This is a genomic window from Aeromonas sp. TS_SC_11, from assembly GCF_057318915.1.
This window is the reverse complement of record NZ_CM170470.1, coordinates 1,697,056-1,711,073: the sequence shown is the minus strand read 5'-3', so window position 1 is coordinate 1,711,073 and position 14,018 is coordinate 1,697,056. Positions and strand designations below refer to the sequence as shown.

Annotated in this window: 11 protein-coding genes and 6 tRNA genes; 7 read left to right on the top strand and 10 right to left on the bottom strand. The window is 58.4% G+C overall.

The window, feature by feature from the left end; genetic code table 11:
• Positions 1–120: 120 nt before the first annotated feature.
• Positions 121–642, top strand: a complete 522-nt coding sequence (locus tag AC1P02_RS08075) for an RDD family protein (RefSeq protein WP_485184874.1) — start codon at positions 121–123, stop codon at positions 640–642.
• A 72-nt stretch (positions 643–714) separates the two neighbouring features.
• Here the strand turns inward: AC1P02_RS08075 and lptG are convergent, their stop codons facing one another.
• Both lptG and lptF read right to left on the bottom strand, forming a co-directional pair.
• A complete protein-coding gene (gene lptG, locus AC1P02_RS08070) occupies positions 715–1,785 on the bottom strand; it encodes an LPS export ABC transporter permease LptG (protein ID WP_005315733.1) in 1,071 nt (356 codons plus the stop codon).
• 25 nt (positions 1,786–1,810) lie between these two features.
• Positions 1,811–2,923 carry an LPS export ABC transporter permease LptF gene (gene lptF / locus AC1P02_RS08065; protein WP_034524441.1) on the bottom strand — a complete coding sequence of 371 codons (1,113 nt, stop codon included), beginning with the start codon at positions 2,921–2,923 and terminating at the stop codon, positions 1,811–1,813.
• A 172-nt stretch (positions 2,924–3,095) separates the two neighbouring features.
• Between lptF and pepA the strand changes: the two genes are divergently transcribed.
• The 6 genes from pepA to pbpG all read left to right on the top strand — a co-directional run bounded on the left by pepA (position 3,096) and on the right by pbpG (position 11,277).
• On the top strand, positions 3,096–4,604 hold the full coding sequence (gene pepA, locus AC1P02_RS08060; protein ID WP_005315741.1) for a leucyl aminopeptidase: 1,509 nt from the start codon (positions 3,096–3,098) through the stop codon (positions 4,602–4,604).
• A 174-nt stretch (positions 4,605–4,778) separates the two neighbouring features.
• On the top strand, positions 4,779–5,234 hold the full coding sequence (locus AC1P02_RS08055) for a DNA polymerase III subunit chi (protein ID WP_485184871.1): 456 nt from the start codon (positions 4,779–4,781) through the stop codon (positions 5,232–5,234).
• 65 nt (positions 5,235–5,299) lie between these two features.
• Positions 5,300–8,152, top strand: a complete 2,853-nt coding sequence (locus AC1P02_RS08050; RefSeq protein WP_058395343.1) for a valine--tRNA ligase — start codon at positions 5,300–5,302, stop codon at positions 8,150–8,152.
• A 184-nt stretch (positions 8,153–8,336) separates the two neighbouring features.
• Complete coding sequence (locus AC1P02_RS08045; RefSeq protein WP_087757130.1) at positions 8,337–9,629, top strand: hemolysin family protein; 1,293 nt, start codon at positions 8,337–8,339, stop codon at positions 9,627–9,629.
• A gap of 18 nt (positions 9,630–9,647) precedes the next feature.
• Positions 9,648–10,313 carry a DedA family protein gene (locus tag AC1P02_RS08040; RefSeq protein WP_059168790.1) on the top strand — a complete coding sequence of 222 codons (666 nt, stop codon included), beginning with the start codon at positions 9,648–9,650 and terminating at the stop codon, positions 10,311–10,313.
• Between the two features lie 136 nt (positions 10,314–10,449).
• Positions 10,450–11,277, top strand: coding sequence for a D-alanyl-D-alanine endopeptidase (pbpG, locus tag AC1P02_RS08035; protein ID WP_277735618.1), 828 nt, complete (start codon positions 10,450–10,452; stop codon positions 11,275–11,277).
• A 326-nt stretch (positions 11,278–11,603) separates the two neighbouring features.
• Here the strand turns inward: pbpG and AC1P02_RS08030 are convergent.
• From AC1P02_RS08030 to AC1P02_RS07995, 8 genes are all read right to left on the bottom strand, one after another.
• Positions 11,604–11,680, bottom strand: a tRNA-Arg gene (locus AC1P02_RS08030).
• 26 nt (positions 11,681–11,706) lie between these two features.
• Positions 11,707–11,783 (bottom strand) — tRNA-Arg (locus AC1P02_RS08025).
• Positions 11,784–11,810: 27 nt separating this feature from the next.
• A tRNA-Arg gene (locus tag AC1P02_RS08020) sits at positions 11,811–11,887 on the bottom strand.
• Between the two features lie 26 nt (positions 11,888–11,913).
• Positions 11,914–11,990: transfer RNA gene (locus AC1P02_RS08015), tRNA-Arg, on the bottom strand.
• A 100-nt stretch (positions 11,991–12,090) separates the two neighbouring features.
• A tRNA-Arg gene (locus tag AC1P02_RS08010) sits at positions 12,091–12,167 on the bottom strand.
• 3 nt (positions 12,168–12,170) lie between these two features.
• A tRNA-Ser gene (locus AC1P02_RS08005) sits at positions 12,171–12,263 on the bottom strand.
• A 213-nt stretch (positions 12,264–12,476) separates the two neighbouring features.
• Complete coding sequence (gene csrA, locus AC1P02_RS08000; RefSeq protein WP_005315760.1) at positions 12,477–12,665, bottom strand: carbon storage regulator CsrA; 189 nt, start codon at positions 12,663–12,665, stop codon at positions 12,477–12,479.
• 93 nt (positions 12,666–12,758) lie between these two features.
• The gene (locus AC1P02_RS07995; RefSeq protein ID WP_021139424.1) at positions 12,759–14,006 is read right to left on the bottom strand and encodes an aspartate kinase; all 1,248 of its coding nucleotides are present in this window, start codon (positions 14,004–14,006) and stop codon (positions 12,759–12,761) included.
• Positions 14,007–14,018 lie beyond the last annotated feature (12 nt).

Below are 14,018 nucleotides of genomic sequence, written 5' to 3'. Positions count from 1 at the left end.
GCGCGATGCCATGCAAGGTGTTTTTCTTGTGCACGCTCTCGTTTGCTCATTTATTCAACGCCTTGCCGATACAAGGTCAGTTACATAGAATGCCCGCATCATATTAATGGAATAAAAACGATGGCCAAGCGTACACCCGTCTCACCAAAACCTGTCTCTACCGCTACCCCGCACTACCCGTCGGCTGGTCTGCTACGCCGCCTCGGCGCTCTGCTCTATGACTATCTTGTGGTCATCTCTTTGCTGATCATTGCAGGCTTTATCGGTATGGGGGTCGCGCATCTGCTGCTGGCAACCGGCGCAGCTACCCTTCCGGAAGGCAAAGACGCTTCCTGGTTGCTGACCAGCCCGATCTACAGCGCCTGGCTCGCCTTCATCATCTGCGGTTTCTACACCTGGTTCTGGACCCGTGCCGGTCAGACCATAGGCATGCGCGCCTGGCGACTGCGCATTCAGAATGCGGATGGCAGCAACATCCGCATCACCCAGGCCCTGATCCGGCTGGCGACGGCGGCATTCGGCCTTGGCAACCTGATGTGTCTGTTCAACCGCAAGACACCCCGCGCCTTTCAGGACATCTGGTCCGAGTGCGAAGTGGTGGTGTTGAGCAAGCAGGAGAATCTGGAGCAGCTGAACAAGTGATCTGGCGAGCAGGGTATGAATAACAAGAAGGGCACCCAGTGGGTGCCCTTCTTGTTTGGTCTATGCAGGCCGCTACTGTTTGCGGCTCAAGATATAGAAGGAGATACCGCCAAACAACAGACTGGGAGCAATGGCGGCCAGGATCGGCGGCACTGCGTACACCAGACTGATGGGCCCGAACACACGATCGCTCACATAGACGGCGAAACCTGTCATGATCCCCATCAGCATGCGAGCCCCCATGCTCACCGAGCGCAGCGGGCCGAAGATGAAGGAGGAGGCGAGCAGTATCATGGCCACCACGGAGAGCGGCGACAACAGCTTGCGCCACATCTCCAGCTTGTAACGCCCGGCGTCCTGCTTGTTGGCGTCCAGATAACCTATGTAGTCGAGCAGACCGGCCACCGGCAGGTTTTCGGGGTCGATACTCACCACACCGAGCTGCTTGGGCGTGAGCTCGGAGCTCCACTCCATCTGGGCCTGCGTCTCGCTCAGGATCTGCGCGGGATCGTCAAAACGGGTGATCTGGACCTGCTTGAGCAGCCAGTGATGCTGCTCAAACACGCCTTCGCGAGCCTGGAGGATATCGATCAGTTTACGCTCTGGCGTGAAGCGATAGAGAGTGATGCCGGTAAGTGCGCCATCGTTGCGCACCCCGTTGATATTGACGAAGTTGTTGCCATCACGTGCCCAGACCCCATAAGCAGAAACAGTCAATCGCCCCTCTGACAGCGCGCCAGCCTTGACGTCGTCGGCCATCCGCTTGGCGATGGGCGCCACATACTCACCCATCAATCCCACCAGTATCATCAAGGGGATCGCAGTCTTGAGCGCCGCCATCACGATACTGATCTTGGAGCGGCCTGCCGCCTGCATCACCACCAGCTCAGAGCTGGTCGCCAGCTGACCCAGCCCTATGAGTCCGCCCAGCAGGGCAGCCAGCGGGAAGAACTGAACCGCCTCCTTGGGCATGGAGAGCAGGACGTAATAGAGCGCATTGATCATGTCGTAGTTGCCTTCCCCGACCGACTTGAGCTGCTCCACATACTTGATGAGCGCAGCCAGCCCGACCAGGGTCAGTTCACACAACAGGATCGACATGAAAATGACCCTGCCGATATATCTATCGAGAATGCCAAACATCAGGCGAGATTCCTAAGTTGCAGCATCATGCTGATTTTCTGTTGAAATAGCGTCCTTTCACCCCGTTCCACCAACTGGTGCCCTGCAAGTTGAGCGGCAGGCCGATCAACAGCAGATAGACCAGGGGCACTAGGAACATACCCGGCCAATGGGGCAGGCGTCCGCTGTCGATGGCCGAGCGCGCCGCGCTGAGCAACAGGAAGTAGGAGAGATAGAGCAAGATGGCCGGCAGCAGCTTGGCATAACGGCCCTGACGGGGGTTGACCCGCGCCAGTGGCACCACCAGGAAGGTGAGCACCAGAATGGAGAGCGGCAACGAGATACGCCACTGCAGCTCAGCCATCATGCCGTTGTCCTGAGTCCCCAGCAGCTCGACCGTCGGCCTGGCGGCCGCCTTGCGGTTGGAACGCTCCATCTCCTGCTGACGGATCACCAGACTGTACTCGTCAAATTCGGAGATCTGGAACTGCCTGGTGCTGAAGTGCCCCTCATAGCGAGAGCCATCTTTCAGGGTCAACCATTGCAGGCCATTGCTGTCGAGGGTCACTACCCCTTCCGTCGCGACCACCACAGAGGGCGGCTTGCCATCATGGGAGCGTTGCAGCACGAAGATCTTCTGCAGCAGAGACCCCTTGTCATTCAACTCCTGGATGTAGGCAACGAGGCGTCCCTTGTCGAGCTCCATGAAACGACCCGCCTGCAGGAAGGAGATTCCCGGATCGGCCTTGAATTCATCGATCACCTGATACTCCCGCTCCTTGGCCTGGGGAGCTATCCAGCCGGTGTTGAAGGCCGCAACGGCGGCAGTCAACAGGGCCAGCACCATGGCGCAGCGCATCACGAAGCGGTGGCTGAATCCCACGGCATGCAGCACCGTCATCTCACTTTCGGCATACAGGCGCCCGTGAGCAAACAAGATGGCTAAAAACAGGCTGATAGGCAGCATCAACAAGGCCATATTGGGCAGGTTGAGCAGCAACAGGGTGGAAACCAGGCGTGTCGGTACCTCACCATCGGCGGCATCGCCGATGATCTTGATAAATTGTTGGCTGACAAAGATAAGCAGCAATACGAATAACACTGCCAGCTGCGTTTTCAGGGTTTCCCTGAACAAATATCGGAAAACGATCACAGTCATTCCCAAGTAAACTTGTGTTTTTAGTCGAATGCCTGAAAAATAGGGCCGTATATTGGATTTTTACCAGTTTGAACTGCGGAGCCTATGGCTGTTCGCTCCGCCTCTGATACCCCAACAAGCACCGCATTATTCAATAAAAGGTGCCTTTTGTCTTTAGGATGTAGGAGATTCCATGGAGTTCAGTGTAAAGAGTGGCAGTCCTGAGAAGCAACGCAGTGCTTGCGTCGTGGTCGGCGTATTCGAGCCCCGTCGTCTCTCTCCGGTTGCCGAACAACTGGACAAGATCAGCGATGGCTACATCAGCTCGCTGCTGCGCCGTGGCGACCTGGAAGGGAAACCAGGCCAGATGCTGTTGCTGCATCAAGTACCGGGCGTGCTCAGTGAGCGCGTGCTGCTGGTCGGTTGTGGCAAGGAGCGGGAACTCGACGAACGCCAGTACAAGCAGATCATCAACAAGACCATCACCACCCTGAACGAGACCGGCTCCATGGAGGCTGTCTGCTTCCTGACCGAGTTGCACGTCAAGGGGCGGGATACCTATTGGAAGGTGCGTCAGGCGGTGGAAACCACCAAGGCGGGCCTCTACAACTTTGATCAGTTCAAGACCAACAAGGCCGAGCCGCGCCGTCCGCTGCGCAAGCTGGTATTCAATGTGCCGACGCGTCGGGAACTGACCATTGGTGAAAAAGCCATCGCCCACGGTCTGGCCGTGGCGAAAGGGGTCCGAGTCTGCCGCGACGTGGCCAACATGCCGCCCAACGTCTGCAATCCGGCCTATCTTGCCTCCCAAGCCCGCCGTCTGGCCGACTCTTTCGACAATATCACCACCAAGGTGATCGGCGAGCAGGAGATGGCCGAGCTCGGCATGAACTCCTATCTGGCGGTAGCCCGTGGCTCCGAGAATGAAGCCATGATGGCCATCATCGAATACAAGGGCAACGCCGATGCCAAGCCCATAGTGCTGGTCGGCAAGGGTCTGACCTTCGATTCGGGCGGCATCTCCATCAAGCCGGCCGAAGGCATGGACGAGATGAAGTACGACATGGGTGGCGCCGCCTCCGTGCTCGGTACCATGCATGCCCTGGCACAGTTGCAGCTGCCCATCAACGTCATTGGCGTGCTGGCCGGTTGCGAGAACATGCCGGGTGGCAACGCCTATCGCCCAGGTGACATCCTCACCTCCATGTCCGGCCAGACCATTGAAGTGCTGAACACGGATGCGGAAGGCCGTCTGGTGCTGTGCGATGCGCTCACCTATGTGGATCGTTACGATCCCGAGACCGTCATCGACGTGGCCACCCTGACCGGTGCCTGCATCATAGCGCTGGGTCACCACACCACGGGTCTGCTGGCCAACCACAACCCGCTGGCTCACGAGCTGCTCAACGCCTCCGAGCAGGCCGGCGATCGCGCCTGGCGCCTGCCGCTGTTCGACGAGTATCAGGAACAGCTGGAGAGCCCGTTTGCCGACATGGCCAACATAGGCGGACGTCCGGCCGGTACCATTACCGCTGCCGCCTTCCTGTCACGCTTCACCAAGAAGTACAACTGGGCTCACCTGGATATCGCCGGAACCGCCTGGAAGAGTGGCAAGGACAAAGGCTCCACCGGTCGCCCGGTTCCCCTGCTGACCCAGTTCCTGCTCAACCGGGCAGGCGTGGATATCGAAGAAAAAGAGTAACTCCCCTGCCCCTTTCGATGAATGCATCGGAAGCCCGGGAGTTGCCCAGTACCACAAGGAAGAGGCCCGCCTCTTCCTTGTTTCATTCTTGAATCAGTGAGCAGCAGGCGGGAAAACTCCCTGTCAGCCTCTTCGGCGGTCAATAGTCCGTCACCGCAAAACGGGATCAACCTGATGAGCCAAGTGACTTTTTACCTGATGAACGAACAGGATGACGCACAGGCCAGCGCCGTCGAACGGCTCGCCTGCCAACTGTCGGCCGAGTCGTGGGGCGCAGGCCACCTCTACCTGTTTTGCGACGATGAGGCGCAGGCCCTGCGCCTGGACGAGTTGTTGTGGCAACTGCCACCGGAGCGTTTCGTGCCGCACCAGTTGCAAGGCGAGAGCGGTCAGGCGCCGGTGGAGATAGGCCATCAGCCGCCGAAACGGCGCTACGCCCGCCTCATCAATCTGGCCAGAGAGACACCTTTGTTTGCAGGACACTTCGCTCAAGTGGTAGATTTTGTCCCCACTGACGAAACGCAAAAGCAGCAAGCCCGCGAGCGCTACAAGCACTATCGCCAGGCGGGCCATACCCTCGAGATGAGGGATCAGCCCGTCCTTGCCGCACCGGATCCGGCGCAGCCCTGACTGCACCACCCTCGATCCACGACGAATCAACACCAGACTCCATCCATCCAGATTACGGCGAGACCATGGAAAAGACTTTTAATCACAACGCCATCGAACAGGCGCTCTATCAGCACTGGGAAGCCCAGGGTTACTTCAAGCCCCACGGCGACACCAGCAAAGACTCCTTCTGCATCATGATCCCGCCGCCGAACGTCACCGGCAGCCTGCATATGGGTCACGCCTTCCAGCAAACCCTGATGGATACCCTGATCCGCTACAACCGCATGCAGGGCAAGAATACCCTGTGGCAGGCGGGCACCGACCACGCCGGTATCGCCACCCAGATGGTGGTGGAGCGCAAGATCGCCGCAGAAGAAGGCAAGACCCGTCACGACTACGGCCGTGATGCCTTCATCGACAAGATTTGGCAGTGGAAGGAAGAGTCCGGTGGCACCATCACCCGCCAGATGCGCCGCCTCGGCGACTCCGTGGACTGGGAGCGCGAGCGCTTCACCATGGATGAGGGTCTCTCGAGCGCCGTGCAGGAAGTGTTTGTCCGTCTCTACGAAGATGGCCTGATGTACCGCGGCAAGCGTTTGGTGAACTGGGATCCCAAGCTCAACACCGCCATCTCCGATCTAGAAGTGGAAAACCGCGAGATCAAGGGCCACATGTGGCACCTGCGCTATCCGCTGGCCAACGGTGCCAAGACAGCTGAAGGTCAGGATCACCTGATCGTCGCCACCACCCGTCCGGAGACCATGCTGGGCGATACCGCCGTGGCAGTGAACCCGGAAGATCCCCGTTACAAGGCGCTGATCGGCCAGCACATACTGCTGCCGCTGGTGAACCGTCTGATCCCCATCGTCGCCGACGAACACGCCGACATGGAGAAGGGCACCGGCTGCGTGAAAATCACCCCGGCCCACGACTTCAACGATAACGAAGTGGGCAAGCGCCATAACCTGCCGATGATCAACATCTTCACCCTGGACGCCCACGTGCGCGCCGAGGCCGAAGTGGTCGACACCAACGGCAACCCCAGCACCGCCTACGACGCCGCCCTGCCGACCGAGTTCGCAGGTATGGAGCGCTTCGCCGCCCGCAAGGCCATCGTGGCCAAGCTGGATGAGCTGGGCCTGCTGGCCGAAATCAAGGATCACGTGCTGCAGCAGCCCTACGGCGATCGCGGTGGCGTGCCCATCGAGCCCATGCTGACCGACCAGTGGTACGTGCGCGTGGCGCCGATGGCCAAGACCGCCATCGAAGCGGTGGAAGATGGCCGCATCCAGTTCGTGCCCAAGCAGTACGAGAACATGTACTTCTCCTGGATGCGCGACATTCAGGACTGGTGCGTCTCCCGTCAGTTGTGGTGGGGTCACCGCATCCCGGCCTGGTATGACGATGCCGGCAATGTCTACGTGGGCCGTGACGAGGCGGAAGTACGTGCCAAGCACAGCATCCCGTCCGTGACCACCCTGCGTCAGGACGAAGACGTGCTCGACACCTGGTTCAGCTCCGCCCTGTGGACCTTCTCCACCCTGGGCTGGCCGAACAACACCGAAGCGCTCAAGACCTTCCACCCGACCGACGTGCTGATGAGCGGCTTCGACATCATCTTCTTCTGGATCGCCCGGATGATCATGATGACCATGCACTTCATCAAGGACGAAAACGGCCAGCCGCAAGTCCCGTTCAAGACCGTCTACATCACGGGTCTGATCCGTGACGAAGAAGGCCAGAAGATGTCCAAGTCCAAGGGCAACGTGCTGGATCCGCTCGACATGATCGACGGCATCTCCCTGGAAGACCTGATGGAGAAGCGCACCGGCAACATGATGCAGCCGCAGATGGCCGAGAAGATCGGCAAGCGTACCGCCAAGCAGTTCCCGGAAGGGATTGAGGCTCACGGCACCGATGCCCTGCGCTTCACCCTGGCGGCGCTGGCCTCTACCGGTCGTGACATCAACTGGGACATGAAGCGCCTGGATGGCTACAACAACTTCTGCAACAAGCTGTGGAACGCCTCCCGCTACGTGCTGATGAACACCGAAGATCAGGATTGTGGCTTTGGCGGTGGTGAGATGGTGTTCAGCCTGGCGGATCGCTGGATCCAGTCCCAGCTGCAGGTCGCCATCCGCGACTTCCGCACCGCGCTCGATACCTACCGCTTCGACATCGCCGCCGGTGTGCTGTACGAATTTATCTGGAACCAGTTCTGCGACTGGTATCTGGAGCTGACCAAGCCGGTGCTAGGCAAAGGCTCCGAGGCCGAGCAGCGTGCCACCCGTCACACCTTGGTGACTGTGCTGGAAACCCTGCTGCGTCTTGCGCACCCGATCATCCCGTTCATCACCGAAACCATCTGGAAATCGGTGGCGCCGCTGACCGGCGTGCACGCCGACACCATCATGCTGCAAGCCTTCCCGCAGTTCGATGCCGCCAAGGTAGACGACGCTGCGATGGCGGATCAGGAGTGGGTGAAGGAGTTTATCGTCGGCATTCGCAACATCCGCGCCGAGATGAACGTGGCGCCGAGCGTGGCCTTGAACGTGCTGCTCAAGTGCGATGCCAAGGACACCCAGCGCGCCGGTGACAACGAGGCCTTCCTCAAGTCCCTGGCCCGTCTGGAATCCATCCGCGTACTGGCGGACGGTGAAGTGGCTCCCTTGTCAGTGAAGAAGCTGATCGGTGCCACCGAGCTGATGATCCCGATGGCAGGTCTCATCGACAAGGATGCCGAACTGGCCCGTCTGGCCAAGGAAGTGGCCAAACTGGTCGGCGAGTGCGCCCGCATCGAAGGCAAGCTCGGCAACGAGGCCTTCGTGGCCAAGGCGCCGGAAGCCGTCATCGCCAAGGAGCGCGAGAAGCTGGAAGAGTACCGTGCCCAGCTGGTGACGCTCGAGACCCAGCAGGCCGAAATCGCCGCCCTGTAAGCCGATTGCTGTCCTGAAAAAGCCCCCTTTTACAGGGGGCTTTTGTTTATCTGTCCCCATCCCCGCTGGTTTACTCACACTTTCATACAAATTTAGCGAGCCAAATCACCTGCTTTCACAAGCGCATTTCCCCCAAATTCATTACACTGCCAGCGATCTTTTCTACCAGGAGTGCTGTGGCAGTATGGAAATATTGATCCTGTTTGGATTGATTTTGCTCAATGGCGTCTTTGCCATGTCGGAAATCGCCATTGTTACCGCACGCAAGGCCCGCCTTGGCAAGATGGCGAGCGAAGGGAATCGTTCTGCTGCCATTGCCCTCAGGCTGAGCGAAGATCCGACCAACTTCCTCTCCGCCGTCCAGATAGGCATCACCAGCATAGGTCTGCTCAACGGCATCTACGGCGAGTCACTGCTGGCCCAACCGCTGGCACTCTGGCTGCAGGAGTGGGGCATGGCCGCCAAGAGCAGCAGCATGCTTGCGACCGTGCTGGTGATCGTCATCGTCACCTACCTCTCAATCGTTGTCGGTGAACTGGTGCCCAAACGCCTCGGTCAGCTCAATGCCGAACGCCTCGCCTGTCTGGTAGCCCGCCCCATGATGTGGCTGGCTGCCATCACGCGCCCCTTCGTCTGGCTGCTGTCGGCCTCCACCAACGCCAGCCTGCGTATTCTCAAGGCCAAGCAGGATGGTGGTGCCAACGTGACCCAAGAGGAGATCCACGCCATGCTGGCGGAGGGTTCGGAAGCCGGGGTCATCGAAGATCATGAACACACTATGCTGCGCAACGTGTTTCGTCTCGACGAACGCAGCCTGGCCTCCCTGATGGTGCCGCGCAGCGACATCCGTTATCTGGATCTCGCGCTGCCACTGGAGGTGAATCTGCAGCGACTGGTGGAGTATCGCCACAGTTTCTTCCCTGTCTGTGATGGCAGCCTTTCCGATCTGGTGGGCATCATCAACGTCAGCAAGGTGCTGCACGCCTACATCAAGGGGGAGCCCATCGATCTGGCGGCCCTGACCCAGGATGGCAGCCTGTTGCCGGAGACCCTCAACGGACTCGAGCTGCTCAACCATTTTCGCACCCACGCCGAGCACATGGTGCTGGTGGTGGACGAATATGGCGAGTTGCAGGGGCTGGTCACTCAGCAGGATCTGCTGGAGACGCTGGCTGGCGATTTTCAACAGGAAGACAGCGAGGATAACTGGGCATTCCAGCGAGCCGATGGCAGCTGGCTGCTGGACGGCCTCATTCCCCTGCCGGAGTTGAAGGACTGCCTCGGACTGGTTCGACTACCGGAAGAAGAAAAACATCACTACCACACCCTCGGAGGGCTTATTATGCTGCTCCTTGGCCGTGTTCCCAGGACCGGAGATCTGGTCACCCTGGAACAGTGGCAACTGGAAATTGTTGACATGGATGGTCTGCGCATCGACAAGGTGCTCGCCATGCCTTTGCTCGATCAACCCAGCTAACCTGCGGAGTTTGCAAGAATGGAGCAGTTTTACCAACTGGCTCACGCCTTTATGCATCAGGATCTGGTGACCTTGTCCGATCCCAAGATGGCCTTTATGGTCTGTGGCGTGTTATTGACTTTTCTGGTGCTGGAGAATGGCTTCATCCCCACCGCCTTCTTGCCCGGTGATAGCCTGCTGATCCTGACGGGAGTACTCATCTATCAGGATGTGCTCTCCCTCAGCATAGTGCCGCTACTTATCCTAGCTACCTTCGTCGGTACCTGGCTGGGCTATATGCAGGGTCGCTTCCTCGGCCACACCAGGATGTACCATCGCCTCTTGTCTCATGTTGAAGACAGGCACAAGGAGAAGGTCTTCTATCTGCTGGACAAGTACGGCATCCTGACCCTGATCACCGCCCGCTATATTGCTTTCGTACGCACTGCCTATCCCTATATCGTCGGGGCGACCGAGATCCCCCAGGGGCGCTTTCTCATCGTCAACCTGATCAGCTCCATCATGTGGATCTGCCCGCTGGTCGGGCTGGGTTACTACCTGAGCCACACCAAGCTCGCCGCCCAGTATGAGTCACAGTTTCTCAGCATCATTCTCTACCTGCCGCTGGTGCTCTTGCTGGGGGGCATTGTCGCCCTGCTCTGGCGCTGGCTGAGCAAACGCAAAGCCGTTCTCCCACGAGAGTGAGTCAAATACCAAGGGCCATCGCAAGATGGCCCTTTTTTTACCAAAATAGTGGTGAATTCCCACGGGCACCCTTGTAAAACCAGAGTAAAAATGCGTGAATCTAGCGCCTTTTTTCGATGTAAACGGAGTCGGTAGTATGCGGTGTCGGGTTAGCGCAATGGCGCTGGTATATGCATTGGTTGGACTGCTGGGTTTGCCAGCAGCATTGGCTGCCCCCAACCCGGCCAAACTGCAACTGCGATCGAGCAGTGCCCTTGTAGTGGACGTCAACACGGGCAAGACTCTGTATCAGAAGAACGCCACCCGGGTTCGGCCGATCGCCTCGCTGACCAAGCTGATGACGGCGCTGGTGGTACTGGAGGGGCGACAGAGCCTCAACCAGACCCTGACCATAGATCAGAATGACAGGGACAACGTCAAGCACACCTATTCACGCATCCGTTTCGGCACCAAGGTGACACGCCGTGATGCCCTGCATTTGACCTTGATGTCCTCCGAAAACCGCATGGCTTCGGCCCTGGCACGCCACTATCCCGGCGGCCGTCAGGCCTTCATCCGCGCCATGAACAACAAAGCCAGGCAGCTTGGCATGCGCAACAGCCGCTTCCATGACTCCACCGGCCTGTCGACGCGCAACGTCTCCACCGCCCAGGATCTGGCCAAACTCATCTCCGCCGCCTATCGCCAGCCGCTGATCCGCCAGTTCACTCAGGATGCAAACCGGGATATGCGCTTCAACACCCCCGCCTATCGCCTGATGTTCAACAACACCAACCCGCTGGTGAAGAACCCTGACTGGGGTGTGCGCCTCTCCAAAACGGGCTTCACCGATGAGGCTGGCCGCTGTCTGGTGATGCGCGCCAAACCAGACAGCCGTGAGCTGGCCATAGTACTGCTCAACTCTGTGGGCAAGCGCACCCCCATCGGCGATGCCAACCGCATTCGTAAATGGCTGAAAAGCTGAGTCTCTGAACAGATATGGGAAAAAGGATGCTGCGGCATCCTTTTTCATTGCCCGCAGCTCTACGGGTCTCGTCACGTCGAGCCTGCCACGCTTGCCCATCGGCTTGGCTCATCCCGCTATTTGGCAGAGGAGCGCAGAATGGCGCTATGGTGCAAGGTATTGAGGGGATCAGCAGGACGAGGTGAACGCAGGGATGAAGCCGGGTGGAAACCCATAGATAAGGAAAGAGAAAGGGGGACGATTGGTCATGTTGCCAGGCATCAGGGGCTGTCTGGCCAGATCCGGCACATAAAAAACAGCCCCGACCTAAGTCGAGGCTGTCTATATGGTGCGCCCGGGAGGATTCGAACCTCCGACCACCTGGTTCGTAGCCAGGTACTCTATCCAGCTGAGCTACGGGCGCTCATCAACTTTTGGTACTGCTCAAAATGGTGCGCCCGGGAGGATTCGAACCTCCGACCACCTGGTTCGTAGCCAGGTACTCTATCCAGCTGAGCTACGGGCGCTCACAAACTTTTGAGTACTGCTAAAAATGGTGCGCCCGGGAGGATTCGAACCTCCGACCACCTGGTTCGTAGCCAGGTACTCTATCCAGCTGAGCTACGGGCGCTCACAAACTTTTGGTACTGCTCAAAATGGTGCGCCCGGGAGGATTCGAACCTCCGACCACCTGGTTCGTAGCCAGGTACTCTATCCAGCTGAGCTACGGGCGCCCTGATTTAAAACGATAAAAAAAGCTTACTTATCAGTAAGCCTTTTCCAAAGTGTCGACTTGCTGATGGTCAACACATGACTCTTGCTTGAGTCTTAATATGGTGCGCCCGGGAGGATTCGAACCTCCGACCACCTGGTTCGTAGCCAGGTACTCTATCCAGCTGAGCTACGGGCGCAAATGGCGGAGAAGGGGGGATTCGAACCCCCGATGCGGGTATAAGCCGCATACTCCCTTAGCAGGGGAGCGCCTTCAGCCTCTCGGCCACCTCTCCGTTTGCGGGGCTGATAATACTTCACAGGGATTTTTAGTCAAACACTTTTTTGGAGAAAAAAGCGTGTTCGCTCAGCATTTGGACAAAGCGTGGAATATTCAAACAATATCGGCACTTACCCCGCAGTTTAGTGCCTTGCAGGGCCATTTCAGACGCGCAAAAAAACAAAAGGCGACACAATCAGTGTCGCCTTAAAGCAGCTATCGATGCGGCTTAGAAATTCGGTTGGCCCGGCACTTTCTCGGCCTGTATCCGCATGTAGATCTCTTCACGGTGTACGGAGACCTCTTTCGGTGCGTTAACACCGATACGAACCTGATTGCCTTTAACGCCCAGTACGGTGACAGTCACTTCGTCACCAATCATCAGGGTTTCCCCTACACGACGAGTCAAAATAAGCATTCGCTTGCTCCTGTATCCTGTTTTGTATTTATATCGATATGCGACATTATCTTACAAAGATACCGATATGGTAAATGGTTGAAACTAAATCAATCAGGGATTGTTCCCCAAGGGCTGCTCATGAGGCTCATTATCCAGCCCGAAAGCGGCGTGCAAGGCGCGCACGGCCAGCTCCAGGTACTTCTCGTCAATCACCACGGATATTTTGATTTCAGAGGTGGAAATCAACTGCATGTTGATCCCCTCCTCGCCCAATACCTTGAACATGGTGCGGGCGACACCGGGGTGGTTCCACATGCCGACACCGACAATGGACACCTTGGCTATCTCGCCGTTGCCCTGCACGCAGGCGGCCCCCAGTTCGCTGGCGGTCTCCTCCAGCAAGGCGCGCGCCCGGCGATAGTCATCGCGATTCACCGTAAAAGTGAAGTCGGCTGTGCCATCCCCCAGCGTGTTCTGCACTATCATGTCGACATCTATGTTGGCGTCGCTGATCGGATTCAGGATCTGCGCCGCAACGGTGGGCCTGTCCGGCACACCCAGAATGGTCAGACTGGCCTCGTTGCGATTGAAGGCTATCCCGGATACCAGGGGAGCTTCCATCCTCTCACCTCCATATGTGATTAAGGTTCCCTCTCCATCGACAAAGCTCGACAGCACCCGTAGTGGTACGCGGTACTTGCCCGCGAACTCCACCGAACGGATCTGCAGCACCTTGGCCCCCAGGCTCGCCATCTCCAGCATCTCCTCGAAGGTGATGGTGGAAAGACGACGGGCCTTGGGCTCGATGCGCGGATCCGTGGTATAGACCCCATCCACATCGGTAAAGATCTGGCATTCATCGGCCTTGATGGCCGCGGCTACCGCCACTGCCGTGGTATCCGAACCACCGCGCCCCAGGGTCGTGATGGCATTGTGCTCATCACGGCCCTGGAAACCGGCGATCACCACCACCTTGCCCGCCCCCAGTTCAGCCTGAACCTGTTCGGTGTCGATGTGGCTGATACGTGCCTTGCCATAGGCGGAGTCGGTATGAATGCGTACCTGATCGCCGGTCATAGAGACCGCAGCGCAACCGCGTTTGTTCAACGCGATCGCCAGCAGCGCTATGGTGACCTGCTCACCGGTGGAGACGAGCACATCCATCTCGCGCCGGTTGGCATCAGGATCCAGCCGCTGGGCCATACCCAGCAACCGGTTGGTTTCCCCCGACATGGCAGAGACCACTACCACCACGTCGTGTCCCTGGGCGCGGGTCAGTTGAACCCGCTCAGCCACCGCCTCGATCCGATCCAGCGTGCCGACCGAGGTGCCGCCGTACTTCTGTACATAGAGTGCCACAGATCACCTCGC

Bases quoted from the DNA above. Each gene is read 5' to 3' on its own strand.
- AC1P02_RS08075 (WP_485184874.1), top strand. From the start codon at position 121: ATGGCCAAGCGTACACCCGTCTCACCAAAACCTGTCTCTACCGCTACC.
- lptG (WP_005315733.1), bottom strand. From the start codon at position 1,785: ATGTTTGGCATTCTCGATAGATATATCGGCAGGGTCATTTTCATGTCG.
- lptF (WP_034524441.1), bottom strand. From the start codon at position 2,923: ATGACTGTGATCGTTTTCCGATATTTGTTCAGGGAAACCCTGAAAACG.
- pepA (WP_005315741.1), top strand. From the start codon at position 3,096: ATGGAGTTCAGTGTAAAGAGTGGCAGTCCTGAGAAGCAACGCAGTGCT.
- AC1P02_RS08055 (WP_485184871.1), top strand. From the start codon at position 4,779: ATGAGCCAAGTGACTTTTTACCTGATGAACGAACAGGATGACGCACAG.
- AC1P02_RS08050 (WP_058395343.1), top strand. From the start codon at position 5,300: ATGGAAAAGACTTTTAATCACAACGCCATCGAACAGGCGCTCTATCAG.
- AC1P02_RS08045 (WP_087757130.1), top strand. From the start codon at position 8,337: ATGGAAATATTGATCCTGTTTGGATTGATTTTGCTCAATGGCGTCTTT.
- AC1P02_RS08040 (WP_059168790.1), top strand. From the start codon at position 9,648: ATGGAGCAGTTTTACCAACTGGCTCACGCCTTTATGCATCAGGATCTG.
- pbpG (WP_277735618.1), top strand. From the start codon at position 10,450: ATGCGGTGTCGGGTTAGCGCAATGGCGCTGGTATATGCATTGGTTGGA.
- csrA (WP_005315760.1), bottom strand. From the start codon at position 12,665: ATGCTTATTTTGACTCGTCGTGTAGGGGAAACCCTGATGATTGGTGAC.